The organism is Pedobacter lusitanus (assembly GCF_040026395.1).
Classification (GTDB): domain Bacteria; phylum Bacteroidota; class Bacteroidia; order Sphingobacteriales; family Sphingobacteriaceae; genus Pedobacter; species Pedobacter lusitanus.
Map to the genome: position 1 here is coordinate 4,730,454 of NZ_CP157278.1, position 22,710 is coordinate 4,753,163.

The window sequence follows — 22,710 nt, forward strand, 5'->3', positions numbered from 1 at the left end:
TAATTGATTAGCTTTGGCTTCTAATGAAGCCATACCTCAATCTTTTCAATTTTTCTCAAAAGATTAATTATAAAGTAGAAATTCTTGCTGGTTTAACGGTTGCAATGACCATGATCCCGGAATCTCTATCGTTTGCTATCCTGGGTGGATTTCCACCTTTGGCAGGCTTATACGCTGCCTTTATAATGGGGTTGTTTACTGCAGTTTTTGGCGGAAGACCAGGAATGGTGTCAGGTGGGGCAGGAGCTACGGTAATTGTGCTGATTGCTTTAATGAAATCCCATGGGATAGATTATGTCTTTGCTGCTGTTGCTTTGGCAGGAATAATACAAATATTGGTAGGGGTTTTTAAGCTTGGTAAATTTATCCGGCTGGTCCCTCAGCCGGTGATGTTTGGTTTTGTAAACGGACTGGCTATCATTATTTTTATGTCACAGCTTGAGCAGTTTAAAACTCTGGTAAACGGACATCAGGTATGGCTTTCCGGTAATCCGCTTTGGATTATGCTGGGGCTGGTTGCACTGACTATAACTATCGTTGTTTTATTGCCTAAGCTGACTAAGGCTGTCCCTTCTTCTTTAGTGGCTATAATTGTTGTATTTATTCTTGTACTAGTTGCAGGGGTTGATACCAAAATTGTTCGAAATATTGCTGCGGTTAGTGGTGGTTTTCCTCCTTTTCATATCCCTTCAGTTCCTGTTAATATGCAAACGCTTGGCGTGATTTTTCCCTTTGCATTAATCATGGCAGGGGTAGGTTTAACAGAGGGACTGCTCACGCTCAATCTTGTAGATGAGATTACCGGAACAAAAGGAAACAGCAGCAGAGAATGTATTGCACAAGGGGGAGCTAATATTTTAAATGGGTTCTTTTTTGGAATGGGAGGTTGTCCTATGATTGCACAGACGCTGGTTAATCTGTCTGCCGGAGCAAGGGCACGTCTATCCGGGATCATTGCAGCTTTAACTATTCTCCTGATTATCATCTGGGGTGCACCGGTTATTGAAAGAGTGCCGATGGCGGCACTGGTAGGGGTGATGGTTATGGTCGCAATCAGTACTTTTGAATGGATGAGTTTTCGCATTATCAACAAAATGCCGGTACAGGATATTTTTGTAGGGATACTGGTTGCCGCAATTACAGTCTGGTTACATAATCTTGCTCTGGCAGTATTGATCGGAGTAATTATATCGGCACTTGTATTTGCCTGGGAAAGTTCTAAACGTATCAGTGTGAAGAAATATCAGGATGCTGCCGGAGTCATGCATTATGAACTGTTTGGTCCGTTGTTTTTTGGATCAGTAACTACCTTTAATGAGAAATTTGATATTTCTTCTGATCCTGAACAGGTAATCATAGATTTTAAAGAAAGCAGGATAGCTGATATGTCGGCTATAGACGCTATTCATAAATTAACAAAACGTTATCTTGAAGCAAATAAACATTTACATTTGAAACATTTAAGCGCAGATTGCAGAAGGTTACTGGCAGACGCAGCTGCAGTAATTGAGGTGAATATTTTAGAAGATCCGAATTATCTGATTGCTACAGATAGAAAATAAAAGATTAAAACAGAATTTATGATAATCAGGAAAAAAGAAAACTGGCTGAAGATGCTTTTTGTCTGGGAAGGATCGGTTTTACCTCAGATTCTTTATCGTTTGATATTGCTGTTACTGATTTCCGTCTTTGTTGTTTATTGCCGGGGTTCAGTTTTTAATTATAAAATACAGTTAAATCCCGGGCCATTTACGCTCTTTGGTATTGCACTGGCTATATTCTTTGGGTTTAGAAATAACGTGAGTTATGAGCGGTTCTGGGAAGGCCGAAAACTCTGGGGCTCATTGTTAAATACCACCAGGTCTCTGACCAGACAGGTTCAGACGCTTAACGGCGAAGAGGACAATAAAGAAGTTAATGAATTTGTTAATTTACTGGTTTCATTTACTTATGCACTAAAGCATCAGCTGCGTCATACGGATGCTACGCCGGATATTACAAGAATTTCTGGTGTATTACTTGCAGATAAATTAAAGCCGGCAATCTATAAACCTGCAATGCTGATCAAAGAAATGGGCATGTGGGTCAAAAAGAGGAAGGCTAAAGGTGATTTTGATTCCATTCAGACCACCAGTTTTGATCAGAGTTTGAATGAGCTGTCAAATATTCTTGGCGGATGTGAAAGAATTGCCAGTACACCAATCCCCTATACCTATAAGGTACTGCTGCACCGAACGGTTTATATCTATTGTTTTTTACTGCCTTTTGGTTTTGTAGACAGCTTAGGCTGGATGATGCCGGTTATTGTTGTCTTTATAGCTTATACCTTTGTCGCTCTGGAAGCAGTGGCAGATGAACTGGAAGACCCTTTTGGGCTGGAACCAAATGACCTTGCCCTGAATTCGTTGTGCACTATGATAGAAACAACTCTGCTGGAAATGTCAGATCGTGAAGTTCCTGTTGCTCCTGTCCGGGAGGGCTATATACAGGATTAATTTCTGTGGAAGGTCATCTATATCTTTTATTGTATATAGAGATAATAATAATTCCAGACAGGCGTTTGAATTTTGGTTCGGTGTGATTTATAACGGTTTTTTGTTAAAAGTTGTTAATTATCTGAGCTGAGCTGATAGTTTTACTGATATTTGAGTAGTAAACTGGTCATTCCTGATCCTTAATAAGACAAAAGCACTCATAAATCAGGTCAGTTTAATCCATTCAGTCTTTAATTTTGAAGGAAACAGGCGTTCTGTAAGACTGGCGTAGTTTTTATATAGATGATATGCGTATCTGTAACAGATACATAAAAGAAAAACCCGTTCATACAGGTTTATATTTGGTTAGAAAAGGGATGTGTCTGGATGGAACATCCCTTTCTTGTTTTAGGGATTTTCGTCAAAACCAGTCTCAAAAAATGCGATCAACATTTATCGGGTGTGGCTTTGGCCGGCTTAAAGACGATTTCGCCGGGATGCAGGTTTTAGGCTTTTATCCTGCTTTGGATTAATGTAGATTTAAGTACTACAAATAATTCAGCATATGAAAAAACCTTTTTATAAGCGAAAAACACTAAGGGTATTGGGGATACTCGCCGGCTGTTTCTTTGTGTTACAACTTTTTAGACCAGAACTCAAAAAAGAGGCCGTAACAGCAGATTTTAATGGTCCGGAAAATGTGAAGACCATTTTGAAAAAAGCCTGTTATGACTGCCATTCCAATGAAACAGACTTAAAGTGGTTTGATCAGTTCCAGCCAGCTTATAGTATTGCTGTTTCAGATGTTAAGGAAGGTAAAGCTGGTCTTAATTTTTCTGAATGGGGCAATATGGCAGCTGGGGAACAAAAGGCTAAGCTTTTTGAAATTCTTAATCAAATGACCACTGGTGCCATGCCGCTGAAAAGTTATCAGCTGCTGCACAGATCAGCGATTCTTAGTCCTGATGAAATCGCTGTTGTTAAGAATTATGTTGCTGGTATGATTAAGGAACATCCTGCCGACACTGCATTACTTAATGCAGCAGATAAGCAATTTAAAACCTGGCAAGGGGAGAGTAAGCCTGCTAAATTACCAGAAACCTTAACCGGGATTCCTTTCCAGCCGGATTATAAAAACTGGCAGGTGGTCAGTACAACCGACCGGACTGATAATGGAACAATGCGGGTAATCTTTGGAAATCCTGTTGCAATGAAAGCAATAGCGGAGCACCGGATTAATCCCTGGCCGGACGGAGCTATTTTTGCCAAAGTAGCCTGGGATAAACTTCAGGATGCTGATGGAAATGTCAAATCCGGAGCATTTAAGCAGGTGGAATACATGATCAAAGACAGTAAAAAATATAAAAGTACAAAGGGCTGGGGTTGGGCGAGATTTAAAACAATGCAATTATTACCCTATGGAAAAAATATCGGTTATGCTACGGAATGTGTCAACTGTCACCGTCCTGTTTCCAATAATGATTTTGTATTCACCCTTCCTGTTAAACATTAAGTTATGCGAATAGTCCCTCAATATTTAGTCTTTACGTTTTTATTGCTCTTTGTAATGGGCTGTAAGCAAGTGAATAACCATGCTGGTGAATTAAATGATGCCGCTGGTTTGCCACAACAATTACATTTTGAACAATTGGGTTTGAAGGTAATTACTTCTATGATCAACAAAAAGGCAGCTACCATGTCAACTTTATACGGCAATGTCACTGCACTGAACTATGCGAAAGCTCAGAAAGACAGCCCTGTCGGAGATAGGGTATTTGCTTTGGTAACCTGGAAGCAGCAGAATGATGAGCGTTGGTTCGGTGCAAAAATTCCCGGGCAATTCCAAAGTATAGAAATGGTTACTTCAAAAACCAATGGGCATACATTGTATAAAATATACAGCGGAAAAGGAAAATGGCGGAATAATGCTTTGACTGAGAACGCGAGAATAAAATATATCTTAGCTCAAACTGCTGCTGTGATGCCCTAATTCTTTCCTTTATAATTATTCAATGAGTTCAGAAAAAATCAACTCTCCGGTTAGTCAATCCGTTTTCCTGGTGTCTGCAAAAATCATTTGGTTTAGCTCTCTGTTGATGGGGATATTAGCTTCTATACCAAAAATTCTTCAGCTTCATGTAACGGTTGCAGAACTGGTCGTGGATTCTTCAATCGCTTTTTTATTCTCCATTGCTATCTGGTATTTCAATATATACAGATTACCAAAGTTCTCCGGTGTCCGGTTTACCAATAGATTTTTTAATCTCAGGCTTCTTTACAGCATCTTATCCGGGCTAATGTTTATGGCTATTCTGGTTGGTATTCATCAACTCCTGTTCCCAGAATATAATTTTCAATCGATGATCCTGATGTATGAGTTTCGTGGTATTTTAATTAACCTGACCATATATATGTTTTTGTATTTTCTATATCAAACTTACAGAAATCATAAAATTGAGATTGAACTGGAACGTGTTAAGGCTGATCATGTGACAGCACAATTTGAGTTGCTGAAACAACAGGTCAATCCGCATTTTCTTTTTAACAGCCTTAATACGTTAAAATCAATGGTGGAGATTGATGATAAACATATACCTGAATTTATTTTAAACCTCTCAGATTTCTATAGATTTACTCTGGAGAAGCGTAAACAAGATGTTATTCCCTTAGCTGAAGAACTGAGTATTTTATATTCCTATATTTTTCTGTTGAAGGCGAGGTTTGAGGATGGGATCTGCTTTGACGATCGGTTGTCCCAGGATCATGCGTCATCCTTAATACCGCCATTTACACTGCAATTGCTGGTGGAGAATTGTATAAAGCATAATATTGTTTCATTGGAACAACCTCTGACTATTTCGTTATACGTGAAAGATGACCTGTTGCACGTTGAAAACCATTTGCAATTAAAAATGGCCGCTGAACCTTCAACCGGAATGGGATTGGAGAATATATGTCAGCGTTATGAACATTTAACGCATAAAAAAATAGAAATAGAAAAAAAAACCGATTCATTTACTGTTAAACTTCCGTTGATTTATGAATATTGTAATTATAGAGGATGAGATCAAGACGGCCAAAGCATTGGCAAAAATGATCCTGTCACTCCAGCCTTCAGCTAAAATTGCAGCTACAATCCAAAGTGTGAAGACAGCAGTAGCTTATCTCTCCGAAAATGTTAATCCTGATCTTATTTTTATGGATGTTCAACTGGCGGATGGCAATTGTTTTGAGATTTTCAAACAAATAGAAGTTTTATCACCCATTATATTTTGTACAGCTTTTGATGAGTATGTGATGGACTCTTTTAGGGCAAATGGTATTGATTACATTTTAAAACCTTTTTCTGTGGAGAGTATAGGAAGTGCGTTTGAAAAAGTTGCGCTGCTTAAGAACTTCTTCCAGGTCAATGAACAAGCTTCACTCCGGATTAATCATCTTTTGGATGCTACTGGTACCACTGGTAAAAAAGGCTTTCTGGTATTTAAAAACAATAAATATATCACTATACAAACCAGTGATATCGCTTTATTCTATATTTATAATGAAACGACACTTATTGTTACGGTTAATCAGGAGGAGTATGGTATTCCGCATTCTTTGGAAGAACTTCATAAGTTGGTGAATCCAAATCAGTTCTTTCGTATTAACCGTCAGTATTTGATTGGCTATACTGCTGTAAAAGAAGTAGAACATTATTTTGCCCGCAAATTACTGGTTAAATTAAATATCCCGACTGCTGAACAATTGATTGTTGGGAAAGATAAGGCTACTTTATTCTTAAACTGGTTAGACAATCGATAGTTAACCTGATCTCTACTCGAAATTATCGTAATAAGTGAAATCTTTTGTAATCAGTCCTTTTTCAAAAGTGAAAATTGTACAGACTGGTAATTCAAATTTAGTCTGGTCAGATGCGGTTCCGGTTGAAACAAATTCTACAATTATACTATGATCTCCCGAAGGATAAATATTGATAACCTGGTCCTTAATATCGGGGAACAGCTGATTTAATTCCCGATATTTCTTAATAATCTGTTCTCTGCTTTGCCTGGTCATGCCTTTTCCTAATGAGGGATCTTTGAACTCTGCGTTTTCAACATACATACCGGCCATTTTTTTCCATTCATGATTATTGAAATGCTCAAAATAGGTTTTTACCAATTTTTGATTATTCAGTAAGACCATAGTTTCATGATCTTTACTATGACATGAAATTAAGGTAAGTGCTGCTAAGAAAACTGTAGCTAAGTGTTTCATCGCTCTTTAATTTTGGTTATACAGATTATTTGGTGTTGTTAATTTAATCAATTAATCAACAGAAGTCTAAAAATCTTGATTATTAAACTGCCTGGGAGGCAAAAAAAAAGGATACACTCGTTATGAGGTATCCTTCTATAATAAGGTATTAATGATTATATCTCATTGGCTGTAGTCAGAATTTGAGGGATCCCATCCGTAACCAGTATAGTATGCTCATGCTGAGCTACGAAACCGCCTTTGTTCCCTTTCAATGTCCAGCCATCAGCCTGTTCAACGGCCATGCTTGAAGTTGTTGCAATAAAAGTTTCGATTGCAACGGTTGTGTTTTTCTTAAATCTTTGGGTGTTGTATTTATCATAACAATTTAAAATGCAGTCCGGGGATTCGTGCAGGCTTCTGCCTACACCATGGCCAGCTAAATTGCGGATAACTGTAAAACCATGTTTCCTGGCTTCAGTTTCTATAAGTTTCCCGATATCGGCGATTTTTACGCCACCTTTTATTTTGTTGATTGCTTTATACAGGATCTCTTTTGAAGCGTCTACCAGTGGCTGATGATTGTTGATATCATTACCCAGTACAAATGAACCTCCGTTGTCGGCCCAGAAGCCATCCAGTTCAGCAGATACGTCTATATTGACGAGATCTCCATCTTTCAGGATTTTTTCTTCTGAGGGAATACCATGAGCCGCTTCGTTATTTAAACTTATACAGGTCCATCCCGGAAATCCATAGGTTAAGCGCGGAGCAGAATTTGCACCATATTCAGCTAGTATTTTTCCTCCAAAGTCATCAAGTTCTTTTGTTGAAATACCCGGTTGAGCAAATTCCCGCATTTGCTTAAGTGTATTTGCAACGGCATCGCTTACACGCTGCATTCCTAATAATTCTTCTGCTGATGTGATTGACATATGGGTATTTATTGTTTGGTAAATGTTTATGCAAAGGTAAGCTAATTCTCCAGTATGGACTGTGAGAGGGCCTTAGTTTAATTTCATGGAATAATCATATTTCATGTTACAACTGGTTTCGCGTGATTTTCCCTTTCACAATGAATAAACGCTTGATTGCACTTTTATCCAGGATAGTATCGCCCTTATAATCCGGATTTGCAGCGCGAAGTACAATTTTGCCTGGGGTAGTGTGTTCAAAAAGTAATTTAACAGTAGTCAGGTTATTGGCACTTTCATCGGCTATGACCAGATAAGCCTCTCCCCACTGGATGATATCTTTATTTACAAGTTCTCTGATTGCAATAATTTCACCACTAGAGTATTTTGGAAACATGCTGTCTCCATATACCGGTAAGTAAGCATCACAGTCATTAAAAGGCCTGAAATTTACATAATACTCTGGTTTTTCCTTTAGGAAATTAAGTTCTCCGGATGAAAAATCGGAAGGATTAATATTAATAAAAGGAACACCCTGCTGTGTTTCAGTATGGTTTGTCCTGAGTTCTTTAAACGCATCTTCTCCTGAAAATATTTTCCCCACACCTGTCGCCAGCCAGGTTTCATTGATGTGATAATGTTTTACTACATCTTCCGAAAGCCTTTTACCAATCATTCTTGAACCATTTTCTATAGGGGAAAAGTTGTTTACATGTTTGGCGATCGGACTATAGAATTCCTGAAGGGTCATTTTCTTCGCTAACCTGATCTCTTTTAATCTTGGCCCGAAATTTTTTCTTTGATTATCAGTCATTTGTTTAATTGAGAAAATTAATTACTAATGAATATTAATTATATATTAACCGTAAATTATCTTTACTTTATAATTTATTGCAATATACGAAATAAAATTCTTTTAAAGTATGTTGTCTGAATTATTATTTATTCATTCTTGTTAAATTGTCTGGAAATCATCGTTTAAATAACGGGAATTCAGGTCCTCTAAAGATGAGTAGCAGAATAATTACATATATAGATTGAATTCTGAGAACTGTTCAGCAAGGATGATAAATGATTTTACCGGCTGATTTTTAACATTATTGGTTAAACTTTAATTGCTTTTGAATTTAAGCAGTCTGTATTTGATATTTTTATAACTTTGGTTGCATCAAATAACTAGCACATATATGTATAAAACACTGCAACCTGTTCTTAAACAGGAATTAGAACAAATAGAAAAAGACGGGTTATACAAACGGGAAAGAGTAATCATAACTCCTCAGGGAGCTGATATCAAAGTAAGTACAGGTCAGGAAGTGGTGAATTTTTGCGCCAATAACTATCTGGGATTATCTTCAGATCCCCGGGTAACTGCCGCTGCGAAAAATGCGATTGATAAATATGGTTACGGAATGTCTTCTGTCCGCTTTATCTGTGGAACTCAGGATGTACATAAAGAATTGGAACAAAAGCTTTCTGAATTTCTGGGTACTGAAGATACTATTCTTTATGCAGCAGCTTTTGATGCAAATGGTGGTGTATTTGAACCATTATTCAATGATCAGGATGCTATCATTTCTGATGAGCTGAATCATGCTTCGATCATTGATGGTGTGCGTTTGTGTAAAGCAAAACGTTTCCGCTATAAACATAGTGATATGGCAGATCTGGAAGAGCAGCTTAAAGCATCAGCAGATTGCCGTCATAGAATCATTGTCACTGACGGTGCTTTTTCTATGGATGGAACTATTGCCCAGCTTGATAAAATATGTGATCTGGCCGATAAATATGAAGCTTTGGTGATGATTGATGAATCTCACTGTTCTGGATTTATGGGTAAAACAGGAAGAGGAACTCATGAACATTGCGGAGTAATTGACAGAATTGATATTATCACAGGTACTTTAGGAAAAGCACTGGGTGGAGCCTCCGGAGGATTTACTGCTGGTAAAAAAGAAATTATTGACATGCTGCGTCAGCGTTCAAGACCTTATCTTTTTTCTAATACACTGGCTCCGGCAATTGCTGGTGCTTCTGTAGCGGTTCTGGATTTGTTGAATGAGAGCACTGCACTGAGAGATAAATTAGAGTACAACACACTTTATTTCCGTAAAAAAATGACGGAAGCAGGTTTTGATATTAAAGAAGGTATTCACCCGATTGTTCCGGTTATGCTATATGATGCTAAACTTGCACAGGAATTTGCAGCAAAAATGCTGGAAGAGGGGATTTATGTGATTGGATTCTACTATCCTGTTGTTCCTCAGGGAAAAGCACGTATTCGTGTACAGCTTTCAGCTGGTCATGACCAACATCATCTGGATAAAGCAATAGCTGCTTTTATCAAAGTTGGTAAGGAACTGAAAGTGATTTCTTAAAATATTCTGCAAATATTATCGGGAAGCCGCCTTTCTTATTGTAGAATGGCGGCTTCTTGTTTTAACGTCAAAAATCCTTCCTTTCTATGCGGCGATTTACCGGTTATTCAGATATTAATGAAATAGCTGTATATTTGACCTCATGTTGCAAGCCAAAATCACAGAATATACTACAGAAATAAATGCGTTTTCTACAGAAAATGCAGACGAATTAGAGCAGTTCAGAATAAAATTCCTTGGAACAAAGGGAATTATCAAAGATATTTTTGATGAATTTAAAGCAGTGTCTCCTGAAGAAAAGAGAACATTGGGAAAAGTACTGAATGAGTTTAAACAACTTGCTGAAGCAAAATATCAGCTGCTAAAAGAGCAGGATACTGCTGATATAACCAGAAAAGATGCTGGTTTGGATTTAACACTTCCGGGCGCTGGTTTTGAAGTGGGATCACGTCATCCACTGGCTTTGGTAAGAAGAGAAATCGTCGATATTTTTAGTAAACTGGGATTTGTTGTAGCTGAGGGACCTGAAATTGAAGATGACTGGCATAACTTTTCTGCGCTGAATTTCCCTGAGGAACATCCGGCAAGAGATATGCAGGATACGTTTTTCATCAGAAAAGGTGGAGAAAATGGTGATATAGCCCTGAGAACACATACTTCTTCGGTACAGGTGAGAATGATGGAAGCAGGTCAGCCTCCTTTCAGAGCGCTGATGCCAGGACGTGTTTATCGTAATGAGGCTATTTCTGCCAGAGCACATTGTTTCTTTCACCAGGTAGAGGGTTTATATGTAGATGAAAATGTATCGTTCGCAGATCTGAAACAGACTTTGTTTTATTTTGTACAGGAACTATATGGTGAAGGTACTAAAGTACGTTTCCGTCCTTCTTATTTTCCTTTTACAGAACCTTCTGCAGAAATGGATATTTCCTGTACAATCTGTAAAGGTGCTGGCTGTCAGTTGTGTAAATACAGCGGGTGGGTAGAAATACTAGGCTGCGGTATGGTAGATCCTAATGTCCTTGAAAACTGTGGTATAGACAGTAAAAAATATAGTGGGTTTGCATTTGGAATGGGTATCGAACGTATTGCAAACCTGAAATATGAAATCAAAGACTTACGTTTGTTTTCTGAAAACGATCAGCGTTTCCTGAAACAATTCAAAACATCTCTGATTTAATCGGCTTTATTTAATCATATGGGAAAAATTGCAGGGTTTATTTTGGCGCTTTTTTTATTTTCTGCATGTGGAAAACAAACCAATCAGGTACCCAATGTAGGGGTAAACCTGAATGGTTTTTTTACACCGGCACAATTATCGGAACTCAAAGCGAAAGGAGCAATTTTTATAGATGGTTATGGTGTTGCAGGTATAGTCATTGCCTATAATGTAGATCCCAGCGGCGCAGGGTTTTCTTATAAAGCCTTTGATCGCTGCAGTACTGTAAATCCGGAAAACAGATGTGCCGTGACTTTAGAGAACGCTTATACCTTAGATGACCCGTGTTCAGGAGCCAAGTTTTCTCTTTTAGATGGTACGCCTACTAAAGCGCCTGCAAAAATAGCCTTGAAGCAATACAGTATATCCATTTCAGCAAATAATAATTACCGTGTAACTAATTGATGGAACCAGAAAAAATTAAAGAGAGCATCATTAGAGCTGCCAAAGAATTATTCAGAAAGTATGGTTATCACAAAACCAGTGTAAACGAGATTGCAAAAAAGGCGAGAATAGCCAAAGCAACTATTTATAAATATTTTGAAAGTAAAGAACAGGTGCTGGATGCCATTCTGATGGATTATCTTGATCTGAATCTGCATGAAATATTAAAAAATAAAGCTCAGTTTACAGACGAAGAAGAACATTTGAAGGCATTGGTTATGAAAACCTGCAGACTCACCTATACCGTTTGCAACGAATTTATAGGTTGGGATTTTGTCAGGGAAAATGCCAATTCCCAGGAATTTCTAAAGCACCTTTCTGATCAGCTGGAATCTCTTTTGCTTTCAGCCTATCTTGGATTGGACCATTTTAAAAATAACCCTTCCAGAAGAGAAGGACTGGCTTTTTTGTTAAAAGCCAGTAAGAGTATTGTCTTTTCTTTCGCTTTTACCTCTGTAAGCGATTCTGATGTACGTAAGAATTTTGTGAGTTTCCAGAAGGAGATGCTGCCATTTTTAGTAAAGGCTGCACTCTAGAATCTTCCGGAGTTAAGAATCCAATGTTCACAATTTGTTAATACCAAGTGTATATACCAATTTGGTTTTCGGTATATAATCATCTATATTTACTTTGTAACATCATTTACAATGAGCAAAGAGGTATTAGAGATTTCGATATTGGTAGATGAGAAGTTCGATGTCAGCTTTAATCTTAGTGAAGGCCTTTTTGGTTTGATATTAAAGGTTTTTGGGGTTAGGGGCTGACGGGGAAATTTCTTAAGGATGGTTGTGATTTATACGCCCAGAGAGATTTCTATGCCCAAATTATTCGTTTAAATTCTATCATCTTATTTCCGGGAGCTAAAAAAAATAGGAACTGTTAAATACAAGTTTTAGCTTTGCAGCAGAATGAGTAGAAATAGAAAAGCCGGAACGGTCACAATCCTGCCCGAGTTAAGTATTATTGACATTGCTGAAGAAGGCAAAGGAGTAGCCAAAGCTGATGAATTAGTCGTGTTTGTGGATAAAGCCGTACCAGGCGATATCGTTGATGTCAGAATTGTAAAAAAGAAAAAGAATTTTGCAGAAGCAGTAATTGAAAAACTGCACACAGCTTCAGATTTACGTACAGATCCTTTTTGTGAACATTTTGGCACTTGTGGTGGCTGTAAATGGCAGCATATGCAATATGATGCTCAGTTACACTTTAAACAAAAAAATGTTGAAGCAGCTTTACAGCGTCTGGCTAAAGTCGATACTTCGTCAATGGAGCCTATTTTAGGTTCTGCTGAAAATAAATATTACCGCAATAAGCTTGAGTATACTTTTTCTAACAAAAGATGGCTGAATTCTACTGATATGACTGATCGTGAAGATCTGGAGATGAATGCTCTGGGTTTCCATGTGCCGTTGCGTTTTGATAAAATTCTTGATATTCAGCATTGCTATCTGCAGGCAGAACCATCAAATACTTTAAGAAATGAAGTAAGGGCTTATGCACTTCAAAACGGATTAAGTTTTTACGACCTCCGTAATCATGAAGGAAGCCTGAGAAACTTAATTATCCGTACATCTTCGACCGGAGAAGTTATGGTGGTAGTGGTTTTTGCCTACGCCGATCAGGATCAGGTTGATGGTTTAATGGAGCACTTAAAGAATAATTTTCCTGAAATAACGTCATTACTATATATACTGAATCAGAAAAAGAACGACACTATATTTGATCAGGATGTAATTACTTATGCTGGAAGAGATTATATTTTTGAAGAGATGAATGGTCTTAAATTTAAGATCGGAGCAAAATCATTCTATCAGACCAATTCTTTACAGGCGCATGAACTGTATAAGATTACCAAAGAATTTGCAGGTTTTAAAGGTGACGAACTGGTGTATGACTTGTATACGGGTGCCGGAACAATTGCAAACTTTGTTGCTGGTAGTGTAAAACAGGTAATCGGGGTAGAATATGTACCTACGGCTATAGAAGACGCAAAATTCAACTCCCAGCTTAACGGGATTGAGAATACAGTTTTCTATGCGGGTGATATGAAAGATATTCTGACAACTGATTTTATCACTGCACATGGTAAGCCGGATGTTGTGATCACTGATCCGCCACGTGCAGGAATGCACACTGATGTAGTAGAAAGACTTCTGGAAATGGAAGCAGAGAAAATTGTTTATGTGAGCTGTAATGCTGCTACACAGGCAAGAGATCTGGCTTTACTGAAAGAAAAATATGAAATAAGCCGTATCAGACCTGTTGATATGTTTCCGCATACACAGCACGTGGAAAACGTTGTCTTATTAAATCTGATCAAATAAATTATATAATGGATATAGAAGAGTTATTGCCTCAGCAGCCTGAAGAAGGGAAAAGTGAAAAAAAGGTTAGCCCTTTGGTTAGCCTGGAAAAAGACCTGGAACTTTATGCTGAGTCTATTAGAGAGATTGCATTGGAGATTATTGCTGAAGGGGTATCTCTGAATCCGATATTTGTTGCTCACCAGCATACGGTGTCAATAGGAGAAATGATCTTGAATAAAGAAGAACTGAATACCAACTGGACTATTCAGGCTTCAATGGTTGAAGAGTTTATAGAAAAGGGAATTATCAAACCTGAGCTGAAAGAACTTTTTCTGAAAAACTATAAAAACCCGGAAGATTATATGTGCGTGTTTGTCATTGTTCCTGAAGGCGCTAATTTTATTTTCTATCCTTACAAAAAGTAAATATAAAACCCCTAACCAATGGCAATAGGTTAGGGGTTTAATTTAAAACTCAATTACTTTGTATTAGTCAGCCTTACTTACACTTCCACTTCTGGAAGAGTTATTTTTCAAACTTGCAGCTCCTTTATAACGAATACTGCCCCCACTGCTGGAAGTTGTCTCTAATCCTTTTGCTACATTGATTTTGATATCTGCGCCTGAGCTTGCAGTAGCATTTGCATAATCACTGGTCACATCGAAAGCTTTTACAGTACTACCGGAGCTTGATTTTACATCCATATTGGCTGTTGTCCCGTTCAGGTTCGCATTAGCACCACTGCTTGTTTTTACCTGAAGGTCTTTACAGGAAATGCTGGCTGTCAGATTCGCTCCCGAAGAAACTTTGATATCCAGTGCATCTGTTTTTAAAGTGTTTTCGGTTTTTAAGTTACTACCACTGCTCGCAGCAATTCTGTTCAGCTTCTTGTAGGTAATATACACTTTGGCACTTTTGTTTTTCCACCTGGAGTTAGTGTCTTCTTTCCAGCTCACTTTTACGTCTCCTCCTGAATTTTCGACTACGACTTCATTGATCAGATCGTTATTAGCAACGATTTTTGCAGATTCAGAATTTCCCTGAGTGATAAACAGATCGATGCCTGCATGTACATTCACTCCTGAAACATTATTTAGTGATATAGTTTTAGTTCCCTGAGCTTTTACCTGAACGCTACCGAAGGCAGCTGTGATTAATAAAAGCAGTGTTGGTCTGAGTAAAAAAATAGACTTCATATGAATGGTTTGATTGGTTTATATAAATTAGACGCACAGACTACGTAAACGTTGCAATATTTTGAAATTATTTTTCTGATATTTGGTTGAGCTAAAATAATCCTTCTTTTTATCCCTTAAAACAATTATAATTTAGATGGCCGATTCACAATTACTTATTCTAGATAAAAAACAAATCCAGCAAAAAATCAACCGTATGGCTTATCAGATACTGGAAGATAATTTAAATGAGAAGGAGATTGTATTGGCAGGTATCTGGGATAGAGGATATAAGCTGGCATTGAGATTAAAAAAAGTTTTACAGGAAATATCCGGCCTTACGGTTACCATGCTTAAAATTGAGCTGGAAAAAGAAAATAGCTGTCTGGCTGCTTCTACAGACCTGGAACCTGTTAAAGTAAAGAATAAAGTGATCATTCTGGTTGATGATGTATTAAACAGTGGTAAAACATTAGCCTATGGTTTTGGTGTTTTCCTGAATACACCGCATAAAAAAATCCGCACAGTTGTACTGGTAGACAGAAGCCATAAAATATATCCCGTGGCAACTGATTTTGTAGGTCTGCAGATGGCTACGGTTCTTAAAGAACATGTAGACGTAGTACTTGATGTAGAAGGACAGGAGGATGGTGTCTATTTAAGCTAATATGCTTATAATCACATTTATATATGTAATTCTTGTTTTCCTGGTTCTCCGATTTTCCGTCACGGTTTTTAATTTTCTGTCCAATCCTAAACTTGGAGTTTATGGCAGACGTTTTAATGACCGGGTTTCAGTACTTATTGAAGCAACACCTGATACGACAGATTTACTGGAGCTGTTAAAAACTATTAAAGAACAGGATTATCAGGATATAGAAGTGATCATTCAACTGCATAAAGATGCCGGACAACCTATTGATCTGCTCGCTTTTTGTGCAGAAGATCAACGGTTCAGACTTAGGAAACAAAGAAGCGGCGCAGCCGAAGATGAAGCAACCGGAGCTTACTTTTTATTTTTGGGTACACACACTGTAATCCGTAATGGATTAATCAATAGCTTGATTTACAGGACAAAAGTGTTTAATCTAACCTTGCTTAATATTATTCCTACCCAGGCAATCAGTGGACTATATAATCATTGTCTTCTTCCGCTGAATAATTTTGTATTGCTTAATTTAATCCCGCTCAGATTGGTCCGTCTGTTTTCCAGCCCTGCATTTTCTGCAGGAACAAATCAATGTATGTTTTTTGATGCTGGAGTTTATAAAAAATATGAATGGCACCGCAGACTGAAAGGTGAAATACCTGAAGCTCTTGAGATTGTTAAGGCGGTTAAACAGGAGAATTTAAAAGCTGAGACTCTGGTTGGTCATGACCTGATATACAGTTATGTAAGTGAAAATCAGGGGAGTCTGATTCAAAAGACAGGGCAGCGCTTGTTAAGGATTTTTGGAAATAATATTTTTGTCGCTACTCTTTATCTTCTTCTGGTGGCAGGGGGACCATTACTGATCCTCACTGATTATGATTACAGGTTACTTATCCTTCCTGCCGGACTTATCTTTTTAAGCAGGATAATGATTTCTTTCTTATCCGGACAAAATCCATTATGGAATGTTTTACTTCATCCGGTACAAATGATTTTCCTGGTTCTCTCTTTATCTCAGGCAATTTTTGCCAGAATCTTCCAGAGGGTATCTAAGCAAAAACGATAAATGTCTGCCCGATAAATGTCTGTTTCTCTGAGATTGGAAGCAATAAGAGTTATTGATATGAAAACTTTTTGCGTAATTTTGCAGTATCAATGAATAAGTCCGGATTTTACACCTGGCTGATGTTTAGATAATCATTGAAAATAGAACATATGAAATACGATTTAGCCGTAACGATAGATAAAGCCTCTGGATTCTGTTTCGGGGTAGTATATGCTATAGAAATGGCCGAAGATATTTTAGCAGAAGAAGAGTATCTATACTGTCTGGGAGATATTGTTCATAATGATGAAGAAGTAAGACGTTTAACCGATAAAGGTTTGCGTATTATTGATCATGAGCAATTACATAGTCTGCATAATGAAAAAGTACTGATCAGAGCTCATGGTGAAGCACCTTCAACCTATCAGCTGGCACTGGAAAATAACCTGATTTTAATCGATGCTTCCTGTCCTGTTGTTTTGAAATTGCAAAACAGGATAAAGAATTCATACGATGATAAAGAACAGATCTTGATTTTCGGAAAACACGGTCATGCTGAGGTGATTGGTCTGCAGGGGCAAACTGATGGAAATGCAATTGTTTTTCAGGACCTGGCAGAACTGGATGATATGGACCTGCCTGGTAAATTTACGCTGTACAGTCAGACTACTAAAAGCACAGATAAATTCTATCATATTAAAGAGCAGTTATTAAGCCGTGGCTATGAAGTGAAAGCTAATGATACGATATGCAGACAAGTGTCTAATCGTTATGAGGATCTGGAGAAATTTGTTGTGAATTATGACAGGATCATCTTTGTTTCCGGTAAAAAATCGTCCAATGGTAAAGTGCTTTATGATGTCTGCAAAAAATATAATGATCACTCTTATTTCATTTCCAATATAGAGGAGCTGGATCTCAGCTGGTTTAGTCCGAATGATAAAATTGGTATCTGCGGAGCTACTTCTACACCGATGTGGTTAATGGAACAGGTAAAAGCAAAACTGGAGTCTTTATAGTCAAAGACTTGTTCATCATTAAAAAGTAATTATTCAAACGCCGTTTTAAGGCACATTAAGCATAATAGTATATTTGTCGCAGAAACCGGCCCATATTGATATTTTGGGTTAGTTCTTTATGTAAACTATGGGAAAAAAGGGTATATTATTAGTGAATTTAGGAACTCCGGACAGCCCGGAAGTAAAAGATGTACGCAGATATCTGGATCAATTTTTAATGGATGAGCGTGTTATCGATATTAACAGACTGAACAGAACATTATTAGTAAAAGGAATAATAGTACCTTTCCGTAGTCCGAAAACGGCTAAATTATACAAAGAAATCTGGGATGAAAATGGTTCTCCTTTATTGTATTACAGTAAAATACAAGCAGCCCTGGTTCAGGAGCAGTTAGGACCTGAATATCATGTGGAATTAGCTATGCGTTACCAGAATCCATCCATTGAATCTGCTTTAGAAAGAATGAAGGCCGGATTGGTTGAAAGTATCCAGGTTATCCCGTTATTTCCTCAGTATGCATCTGCAAGTACCGGATCTGTCGTTCAGAAGGTGATGGAGATTGTTGGTAAATGGCAGACTATTCCTCCTATATCATTTGTGAGCTCTTTCCATGATAATGAGATGATGATCAGTACTTTTGCTGATAATGCGAGAAAATATCAGCCAGAAACTTATGATCAGATTCTGTTTAGTTTCCATGGTTTACCTGAGCGTCAGCTTATCAAATGCGATCACTCTGGTCAGCATTGTCTGCAGAAAGATGATTGTTGTGCTACTTTAACAGACGTAAACAAATTTTGTTATTCGGCGCAATGTCATGATACGGCAAGACTGATTGCTGCAGAACTGAATATACCGGCATCACAGTATTCTGTATGTTTTCAATCCAGATTAGGAAAAGAACCATGGGTACAGCCTTATACTACAGATGTATTGAAAGAGCTGGCTGCCAAAGGCAAAAAAAGACTTCTGGTGTTCTGTCCTGCTTTTGTAGCTGATTGCCTGGAAACACTTTATGAAGTAACCGTTGAATATGGTGAAGAATTTAAAGAATTAGGTGGTGAAGAAGTACAACTGGTTTCCAGTTTAAATGATCACCCGCAATGGATTGCCACTTTGGTGAAAATGGTTAAAGACCATCACGGGAAATAAATGGCTCCAGATAGGTTAAAATCTGTCTGGTAGCTCCCTTTTTATCCTGAACATATTTTTTGGCAGCAGTTCCTGCATCGGCATCATGCTGTAATTTCTCAAAAGCAGATGATAGCTGAGGCATAGAGCTGATAGTTATTGCTGCGTTAATCTGCAATAAGTCTTTTGCTTCCTGGAATTTATCGTATTTAGGTCCGAAGATTACGGGTAAACCAAAAGCAGCGGCTTCCAGGGTGTTATGAATACTGACACCGAAACCTCCGCCAATATAAACCACCTTTCCATATTGATAAATTGAAGAAAGCAAGCCAATGTTGTCAATAAGCATAACCTGACTCTCGGGTTGAGAAACCTGTCCATCTAATTGAGTATAACGCAATGCACCGGGAATGAGTTTGACGAGCTGGTCTATATGAGAAGGGCCAATTTCATGAGGGGCAATGATAAACTTCCATTGCGGATAAGCGGCGATCAGAGCAATAATCAGCTGTTCATCCTGAGGCCAGGTACTTCCTGCAATAAAAACCGGAGCCTGTCCGCAGAATTCTTCAATAAGCGGTAATGGCTGAACAGTTAATACATTCTCTGCTACCCTGTCAAAGCGTGTATCACCACTAAGACTCACGTTTTTAAAATTTAATCCCTCCAAAAGATTCACGCTCTCTGTGTTCTGTACAAAAAAATGGGTTACACAATGAAGCATCTTGCGGTAAAAACCGCCGTACCATTTGAAAAATAATTGGTTGGGTCTGAAAATCCCTGAAATAATCAATAATGGTACTTTTCTTTCATGCAGTAACTGGAAATAATGATACCAGAATTCATATTTGGTGAAAATTGCAATTTCCGGCTGTATAAGATCTATAAAACGTCTTGCATTTTTTTTAGTATCCAGTGGAAGATAGAAAATGCCATCTGCGAGAGCGTAATTTTTACGGATTTCATAGCCCGAAGGAGAGAAGAAAGTAACTATGATTTTTTTTTCCGGATGTGTTTTTTTTAGTTCTTCTAAAACGGGTCTGCCCTGTTCAAATTCGCCCAGAGAGGCAAAGTGAAACCAGATGTGTTTTTGATTTCCGTCTGCTTTTTCTTTAATCTTACTAAAGATATTTTCTCTGCCTTTCAGGAATAATTTAGCCTTCAGGTTAAAGAACGAAACGATGTATATGAGCATCTTGTAAAGCGCAATCCCAAAATTATAAAGCAAAAGCATTTTGTTGTTTTTTATTATCTTAGCCGAAGATACTTGATTAAAATTTAAAATTTTCTGATTATATGTTAAGTCATTAGGCTTTAGTATGATGTATCTGAGTTCTGTTTGAAATCTGATCATCTGAATTTAAGCAGGCTGTGAGTTATTTAAACGAGTTAAATATATTTTAAAATATCTATATGAAAATTGCCGTAATCGGAACAGGTTATGTTGGGCTTGTGACAGGAACCTGCCTTGCTGAAACAGGTAATACTGTAATTTGTGTTGACATCAATGAAGCGAAGGTCCTGAAAATGCAAAATGGAGAGATTCCTATTTATGAACCAGGATTAGACGTCTTATTTCTTAGAAATATTGAACAAAAAAGATTGACTTTTACTACTGATCTGGCTGTGGCAGTAGCATCGGCACAGATTATCTTTATGGCTTTGCCAACGCCTCCGGGCGGGGATGGTGCAGCTGATTTATCTTATATCTTAGGGGCAGCTAAAGACATTGCCAAACTGGTTACTGAGTATAAAGTGATTGTTAATAAATCTACTGTTCCTGTAGGCACAGCCGATAAAGTACAGGCAGTATTTGCAGAACATACCAGTGTTAAAATAGATGTAGTTTCAAATCCTGAATTTTTACGTGAAGGGGTTGCAGTAGAAGATTTTATGAAACCTGACCGTGTTGTTATCGGGACAAGAAGTGAGCAGGCGCGAAAACTGATGGCAGAACTTTACGGGCCATATGTTCGTCAGGGGAACCCGGTTCTTTTTATGGACGAAAAATCCTCTGAACTGACTAAATATGCTGCTAATTCATTCCTGGCGACAAAAATTACCTTCATGAATGAAGTAGCCAATTTATGTGAGCTTGTTGGTGCTGATGTCGATGCTGTGCGCAGAGGAATCGGATCTGATGACAGAATTGGAAAACGTTTTCTTTTTCCTGGTATAGGATACGGAGGTTCCTGCTTCCCTAAAGATGTGCAGGCCCTGGCAAAATCTGCTGAAGAGAATAAATATGATTTCCAGATCCTTAAAGCTGTAATGAATATCAATGAGAAGCAAAAGACGGTATTGGTAAATAAATTATTAAGCTATTATCATGATGATTTGAAAGGCAAGCATTTCGCGTTATGGGGACTTGCTTTTAAACCTGAAACTGATGATATCCGTGAGGCTCCTGCTTTATACATTATAGATGAACTGATAGCAAAAGGAGCTACAGTTACAGTTTTTGATCCTGAAGGAATGGAAAATGTAAAAGCCCTGATTGGAGATAAAGTAGCTTATGCAAATAATCAGTACGATGCGCTGGACGCAGCTGATGCTTTGTTGATCGCTACTGAGTGGTCAGTTTTCCGTAATCCTGATTTTGAGAGAATGGAAGAGAAATTAGCCAGCAAGGTCATTTTTGATGGTCGTAATTTATACGATTTGCAGAAGATGATCGATTTAGGATATTATTACAACAGTATTGGCCGTAAATTGGTAGATTAATGGAGCGTAAAAGAGTATTGATTACCGGTGCAGCCGGATTTCTTGGTTCGCATTTGTGCGACAGATTTATTAAGGAAGATTATCATGTTATTGCGATGGATAACCTGATTACAGGTGATCTGCAAAATATTGAGCATCTTTTTGCATTAGAGAACTTTGAGTTTTCACATCATGATGTTTCCAAGTTTGTTTATGTACCAGGTAAACTGGATTATATCCTTCATTTTGCTTCTCCTGCAAGTCCGATAGATTATCTTAAAATTCCTATACAGACTTTAAAAGTAGGTTCGCTGGGAACACATAATCTTTTGGGTTTAGCTAAAAATAAGAAGGCCCGGATGATCATAGCTTCCACATCAGAAGTATATGGTGATCCAAGTGTAAATCCTCAGCCGGAAGAATATTGGGGAAATGTAAACCCCGTAGGTCCAAGAGGAGTATATGATGAGGCAAAACGTTTCCAGGAAGCTATGACAATGGCTTACCACACTTTTCATGGTTTGGAAACACGTATTGTACGCATATTTAATACTTATGGTCCCAGAATGCGTCTGAATGACGGACGTGTACTGCCGGCTTTTATCGGGCAGGCATTAAGAGGGGAGGACCTGACTGTTTTTGGTGATGGTTCACAGACCCGTTCTTTCTGTTATGTGGATGACCTGGTAGAAGGAATTTACAGACTGTTATTAAGCGATTATGCGCAACCTGTAAATATCGGGAACCCTGATGAAATTACTATCGGGCAGTTTGCCGAAGAAATCATTAAACTTACCGGTACTACGCAAAAAGTTATTTATAAAGATTTACCGGTAGATGATCCTAAACAACGCAGACCAGATATCACTAAAGCAAGGGCTCTGCTTAATTGGGAACCTAAAGTGAACCGTGCAGAGGGCTTGAAAATTACTTATGAATATTTCAAAAGTTTACCTGCAGAAGCATTAATAAACAAAGAACATAAAGATTTTACAACTTATAATCGTTAA

General features: G+C 37.9%; 23 protein-coding genes. 18 read left to right on the forward strand and 5 right to left on the reverse strand.

Annotation, left to right across the window (positions count from 1 at the left end; genetic code table 11):
- Nucleotides 1–23: 23 nt before the first annotated feature.
- The 6 genes from PL_RS20215 (at nucleotide 24) to PL_RS20240 (ending at nucleotide 6,278) form a co-directional block, all read left to right on the forward strand.
- The gene (locus PL_RS20215; RefSeq protein WP_041882422.1) at nucleotides 24–1,562 is read left to right on the forward strand and encodes a SulP family inorganic anion transporter; all 1,539 of its coding nucleotides are present in this window, start codon (nucleotides 24–26) and stop codon (nucleotides 1,560–1,562) included.
- Nucleotides 1,563–1,580: 18 nt separating this feature from the next.
- Nucleotides 1,581–2,495 carry a bestrophin family protein gene (locus tag PL_RS20220; RefSeq protein WP_041882423.1) on the forward strand — a complete coding sequence of 305 codons (915 nt, stop codon included), beginning with the start codon at nucleotides 1,581–1,583 and terminating at the stop codon, nucleotides 2,493–2,495.
- Between the two features lie 544 nt (nucleotides 2,496–3,039).
- On the forward strand, nucleotides 3,040–3,987 hold the full coding sequence (locus PL_RS20225) for a heme-binding domain-containing protein (protein WP_041882424.1): 948 nt from the start codon (nucleotides 3,040–3,042) through the stop codon (nucleotides 3,985–3,987).
- Nucleotides 3,988–3,990: 3 nt separating this feature from the next.
- The gene (locus tag PL_RS20230) at nucleotides 3,991–4,464 is read left to right on the forward strand and encodes a hypothetical protein (RefSeq protein WP_152620319.1); all 474 of its coding nucleotides are present in this window, start codon (nucleotides 3,991–3,993) and stop codon (nucleotides 4,462–4,464) included.
- A 22-nt stretch (nucleotides 4,465–4,486) separates the two neighbouring features.
- On the forward strand, nucleotides 4,487–5,539 hold the full coding sequence (locus PL_RS20235) for a sensor histidine kinase (RefSeq protein WP_052496297.1): 1,053 nt from the start codon (nucleotides 4,487–4,489) through the stop codon (nucleotides 5,537–5,539).
- Nucleotides 5,514–6,278 carry a LytR/AlgR family response regulator transcription factor gene (locus tag PL_RS20240; RefSeq protein WP_041882426.1) on the forward strand — a complete coding sequence of 255 codons (765 nt, stop codon included), beginning with the start codon at nucleotides 5,514–5,516 and terminating at the stop codon, nucleotides 6,276–6,278. The genes PL_RS20235 and PL_RS20240 overlap by 26 nt, the downstream gene beginning before the upstream one ends.
- A 12-nt stretch (nucleotides 6,279–6,290) precedes the next feature.
- On the opposite strand, the gene PL_RS20245 is transcribed toward PL_RS20240, so the two are convergent.
- The 3 genes from PL_RS20245 to PL_RS20255 form a co-directional block, all read right to left on the reverse strand.
- Nucleotides 6,291–6,734, reverse strand: a complete 444-nt coding sequence (locus PL_RS20245) for a nuclear transport factor 2 family protein (RefSeq protein WP_041882428.1) — start codon at nucleotides 6,732–6,734, stop codon at nucleotides 6,291–6,293.
- 155 nt (nucleotides 6,735–6,889) lie between these two features.
- Nucleotides 6,890–7,648, reverse strand: coding sequence for a type I methionyl aminopeptidase (gene map / locus PL_RS20250; RefSeq protein WP_041882429.1), 759 nt, complete (start codon nucleotides 7,646–7,648; stop codon nucleotides 6,890–6,892).
- Nucleotides 7,649–7,754: 106 nt separating this feature from the next.
- On the reverse strand, nucleotides 7,755–8,441 hold the full coding sequence (locus tag PL_RS20255; protein WP_041882431.1) for a LexA family transcriptional regulator: 687 nt from the start codon (nucleotides 8,439–8,441) through the stop codon (nucleotides 7,755–7,757).
- A 373-nt stretch (nucleotides 8,442–8,814) separates the two neighbouring features.
- On the opposite strand from PL_RS20255, the gene kbl reads away from it, so the two are divergent.
- From kbl to PL_RS20285, 6 genes are all read left to right on the forward strand, one after another.
- The gene (kbl, locus tag PL_RS20260; RefSeq protein WP_041882432.1) at nucleotides 8,815–10,005 is read left to right on the forward strand and encodes a glycine C-acetyltransferase; all 1,191 of its coding nucleotides are present in this window, start codon (nucleotides 8,815–8,817) and stop codon (nucleotides 10,003–10,005) included.
- 142 nt (nucleotides 10,006–10,147) lie between these two features.
- Complete coding sequence (gene pheS / locus PL_RS20265; RefSeq protein WP_041882433.1) at nucleotides 10,148–11,185, forward strand: phenylalanine--tRNA ligase subunit alpha; 1,038 nt, start codon at nucleotides 10,148–10,150, stop codon at nucleotides 11,183–11,185.
- An 18-nt stretch (nucleotides 11,186–11,203) separates the two neighbouring features.
- Nucleotides 11,204–11,629: a hypothetical protein gene (locus tag PL_RS20270; protein WP_041882434.1), complete on the forward strand. Its 426-nt coding sequence runs from the start codon at nucleotides 11,204–11,206 to the stop codon at nucleotides 11,627–11,629.
- On the forward strand, nucleotides 11,629–12,204 hold the full coding sequence (locus PL_RS20275) for a TetR/AcrR family transcriptional regulator (protein ID WP_348620245.1): 576 nt from the start codon (nucleotides 11,629–11,631) through the stop codon (nucleotides 12,202–12,204). Before PL_RS20270 ends, PL_RS20275 begins: the two co-directional genes overlap by 1 nt.
- A gap of 372 nt (nucleotides 12,205–12,576) precedes the next feature.
- On the forward strand, nucleotides 12,577–13,992 hold the full coding sequence (gene rlmD, locus PL_RS20280) for a 23S rRNA (uracil(1939)-C(5))-methyltransferase RlmD (protein WP_052496298.1): 1,416 nt from the start codon (nucleotides 12,577–12,579) through the stop codon (nucleotides 13,990–13,992).
- Nucleotides 13,993–14,000: 8 nt separating this feature from the next.
- The gene (locus PL_RS20285) at nucleotides 14,001–14,399 is read left to right on the forward strand and encodes a hypothetical protein (RefSeq protein WP_041882437.1); all 399 of its coding nucleotides are present in this window, start codon (nucleotides 14,001–14,003) and stop codon (nucleotides 14,397–14,399) included.
- A 63-nt stretch (nucleotides 14,400–14,462) separates the two neighbouring features.
- Here PL_RS20285 and PL_RS20290 read toward each other — a convergent pair whose 3' ends face one another.
- Nucleotides 14,463–15,170 carry a head GIN domain-containing protein gene (locus tag PL_RS20290; protein WP_041882438.1) on the reverse strand — a complete coding sequence of 236 codons (708 nt, stop codon included), beginning with the start codon at nucleotides 15,168–15,170 and terminating at the stop codon, nucleotides 14,463–14,465.
- Nucleotides 15,171–15,306: 136 nt separating this feature from the next.
- On the opposite strand from PL_RS20290, the gene PL_RS20295 reads away from it, so the two are divergent.
- The 4 genes from PL_RS20295 to hemH all read left to right on the forward strand — a co-directional run bounded on the left by PL_RS20295 (nucleotide 15,307) and on the right by hemH (nucleotide 19,018).
- Entirely contained in the window at nucleotides 15,307–15,816 is a 510-nt protein-coding gene (locus PL_RS20295; protein ID WP_348620249.1) for a phosphoribosyltransferase family protein, read from the forward strand.
- A gap of 1 nt (nucleotide 15,817) precedes the next feature.
- Nucleotides 15,818–16,867 (forward strand): hypothetical protein, encoded by a 1,050-nt coding sequence (locus PL_RS20300; protein WP_041882439.1) that lies wholly within the window; start codon nucleotides 15,818–15,820, stop codon nucleotides 16,865–16,867.
- Between the two features lie 149 nt (nucleotides 16,868–17,016).
- Complete coding sequence (locus PL_RS20305; protein ID WP_041882440.1) at nucleotides 17,017–17,865, forward strand: 4-hydroxy-3-methylbut-2-enyl diphosphate reductase; 849 nt, start codon at nucleotides 17,017–17,019, stop codon at nucleotides 17,863–17,865.
- 127 nt (nucleotides 17,866–17,992) lie between these two features.
- Complete coding sequence (gene hemH / locus PL_RS20310) at nucleotides 17,993–19,018, forward strand: ferrochelatase (RefSeq protein ID WP_041882442.1); 1,026 nt, start codon at nucleotides 17,993–17,995, stop codon at nucleotides 19,016–19,018.
- Here hemH and PL_RS20315 read toward each other — a convergent pair.
- Nucleotides 18,996–20,192, reverse strand: a complete 1,197-nt coding sequence (locus PL_RS20315; RefSeq protein ID WP_235324531.1) for a 3-deoxy-D-manno-octulosonic acid transferase — start codon at nucleotides 20,190–20,192, stop codon at nucleotides 18,996–18,998. The genes hemH and PL_RS20315 overlap by 23 nt on opposite strands.
- Nucleotides 20,193–20,410: 218 nt before the next feature.
- On the opposite strand from PL_RS20315, the gene PL_RS20320 reads away from it, so the two are divergent.
- Complete coding sequence (locus PL_RS20320) at nucleotides 20,411–21,721, forward strand: UDP-glucose dehydrogenase family protein (RefSeq protein ID WP_041882443.1); 1,311 nt, start codon at nucleotides 20,411–20,413, stop codon at nucleotides 21,719–21,721.
- Nucleotides 21,721–22,710, forward strand: coding sequence for a UDP-glucuronic acid decarboxylase family protein (locus PL_RS20325; RefSeq protein ID WP_041882444.1), 990 nt, complete (start codon nucleotides 21,721–21,723; stop codon nucleotides 22,708–22,710). Before PL_RS20320 ends, PL_RS20325 begins: the two co-directional genes overlap by 1 nt.

Excerpts from the sequence above, each read along its gene's own strand:
- PL_RS20215 (WP_041882422.1), top strand. The coding sequence starts at position 24 with ATGAAGCCATACCTCAATCTTTTCAATTTTTCTCAAAAGATTAATTAT.
- PL_RS20220 (WP_041882423.1), top strand. The coding sequence starts at position 1,581 with ATGATAATCAGGAAAAAAGAAAACTGGCTGAAGATGCTTTTTGTCTGG.
- PL_RS20225 (WP_041882424.1), top strand. The coding sequence starts at position 3,040 with ATGAAAAAACCTTTTTATAAGCGAAAAACACTAAGGGTATTGGGGATA.
- PL_RS20230 (WP_152620319.1), top strand. The coding sequence starts at position 3,991 with ATGCGAATAGTCCCTCAATATTTAGTCTTTACGTTTTTATTGCTCTTT.
- PL_RS20235 (WP_052496297.1), top strand. The coding sequence starts at position 4,487 with ATGAGTTCAGAAAAAATCAACTCTCCGGTTAGTCAATCCGTTTTCCTG.
- PL_RS20240 (WP_041882426.1), top strand. The coding sequence starts at position 5,514 with ATGAATATTGTAATTATAGAGGATGAGATCAAGACGGCCAAAGCATTG.
- PL_RS20245 (WP_041882428.1), bottom strand. The coding sequence starts at position 6,734 with ATGAAACACTTAGCTACAGTTTTCTTAGCAGCACTTACCTTAATTTCA.
- map (WP_041882429.1), bottom strand. The coding sequence starts at position 7,648 with ATGTCAATCACATCAGCAGAAGAATTATTAGGAATGCAGCGTGTAAGC.
- PL_RS20255 (WP_041882431.1), bottom strand. The coding sequence starts at position 8,441 with ATGACTGATAATCAAAGAAAAAATTTCGGGCCAAGATTAAAAGAGATC.
- kbl (WP_041882432.1), top strand. The coding sequence starts at position 8,815 with ATGTATAAAACACTGCAACCTGTTCTTAAACAGGAATTAGAACAAATA.
- pheS (WP_041882433.1), top strand. The coding sequence starts at position 10,148 with ATGTTGCAAGCCAAAATCACAGAATATACTACAGAAATAAATGCGTTT.
- PL_RS20270 (WP_041882434.1), top strand. The coding sequence starts at position 11,204 with ATGGGAAAAATTGCAGGGTTTATTTTGGCGCTTTTTTTATTTTCTGCA.
- PL_RS20275 (WP_348620245.1), top strand. The coding sequence starts at position 11,629 with ATGGAACCAGAAAAAATTAAAGAGAGCATCATTAGAGCTGCCAAAGAA.
- rlmD (WP_052496298.1), top strand. The coding sequence starts at position 12,577 with ATGAGTAGAAATAGAAAAGCCGGAACGGTCACAATCCTGCCCGAGTTA.
- PL_RS20285 (WP_041882437.1), top strand. The coding sequence starts at position 14,001 with ATGGATATAGAAGAGTTATTGCCTCAGCAGCCTGAAGAAGGGAAAAGT.
- PL_RS20290 (WP_041882438.1), bottom strand. The coding sequence starts at position 15,170 with ATGAAGTCTATTTTTTTACTCAGACCAACACTGCTTTTATTAATCACA.
- PL_RS20295 (WP_348620249.1), top strand. The coding sequence starts at position 15,307 with ATGGCCGATTCACAATTACTTATTCTAGATAAAAAACAAATCCAGCAA.
- PL_RS20300 (WP_041882439.1), top strand. The coding sequence starts at position 15,818 with ATGCTTATAATCACATTTATATATGTAATTCTTGTTTTCCTGGTTCTC.
- PL_RS20305 (WP_041882440.1), top strand. The coding sequence starts at position 17,017 with ATGAAATACGATTTAGCCGTAACGATAGATAAAGCCTCTGGATTCTGT.
- hemH (WP_041882442.1), top strand. The coding sequence starts at position 17,993 with ATGGGAAAAAAGGGTATATTATTAGTGAATTTAGGAACTCCGGACAGC.
- PL_RS20315 (WP_235324531.1), bottom strand. The coding sequence starts at position 20,192 with ATGCTCATATACATCGTTTCGTTCTTTAACCTGAAGGCTAAATTATTC.
- PL_RS20320 (WP_041882443.1), top strand. The coding sequence starts at position 20,411 with ATGAAAATTGCCGTAATCGGAACAGGTTATGTTGGGCTTGTGACAGGA.
- PL_RS20325 (WP_041882444.1), top strand. The coding sequence starts at position 21,721 with ATGGAGCGTAAAAGAGTATTGATTACCGGTGCAGCCGGATTTCTTGGT.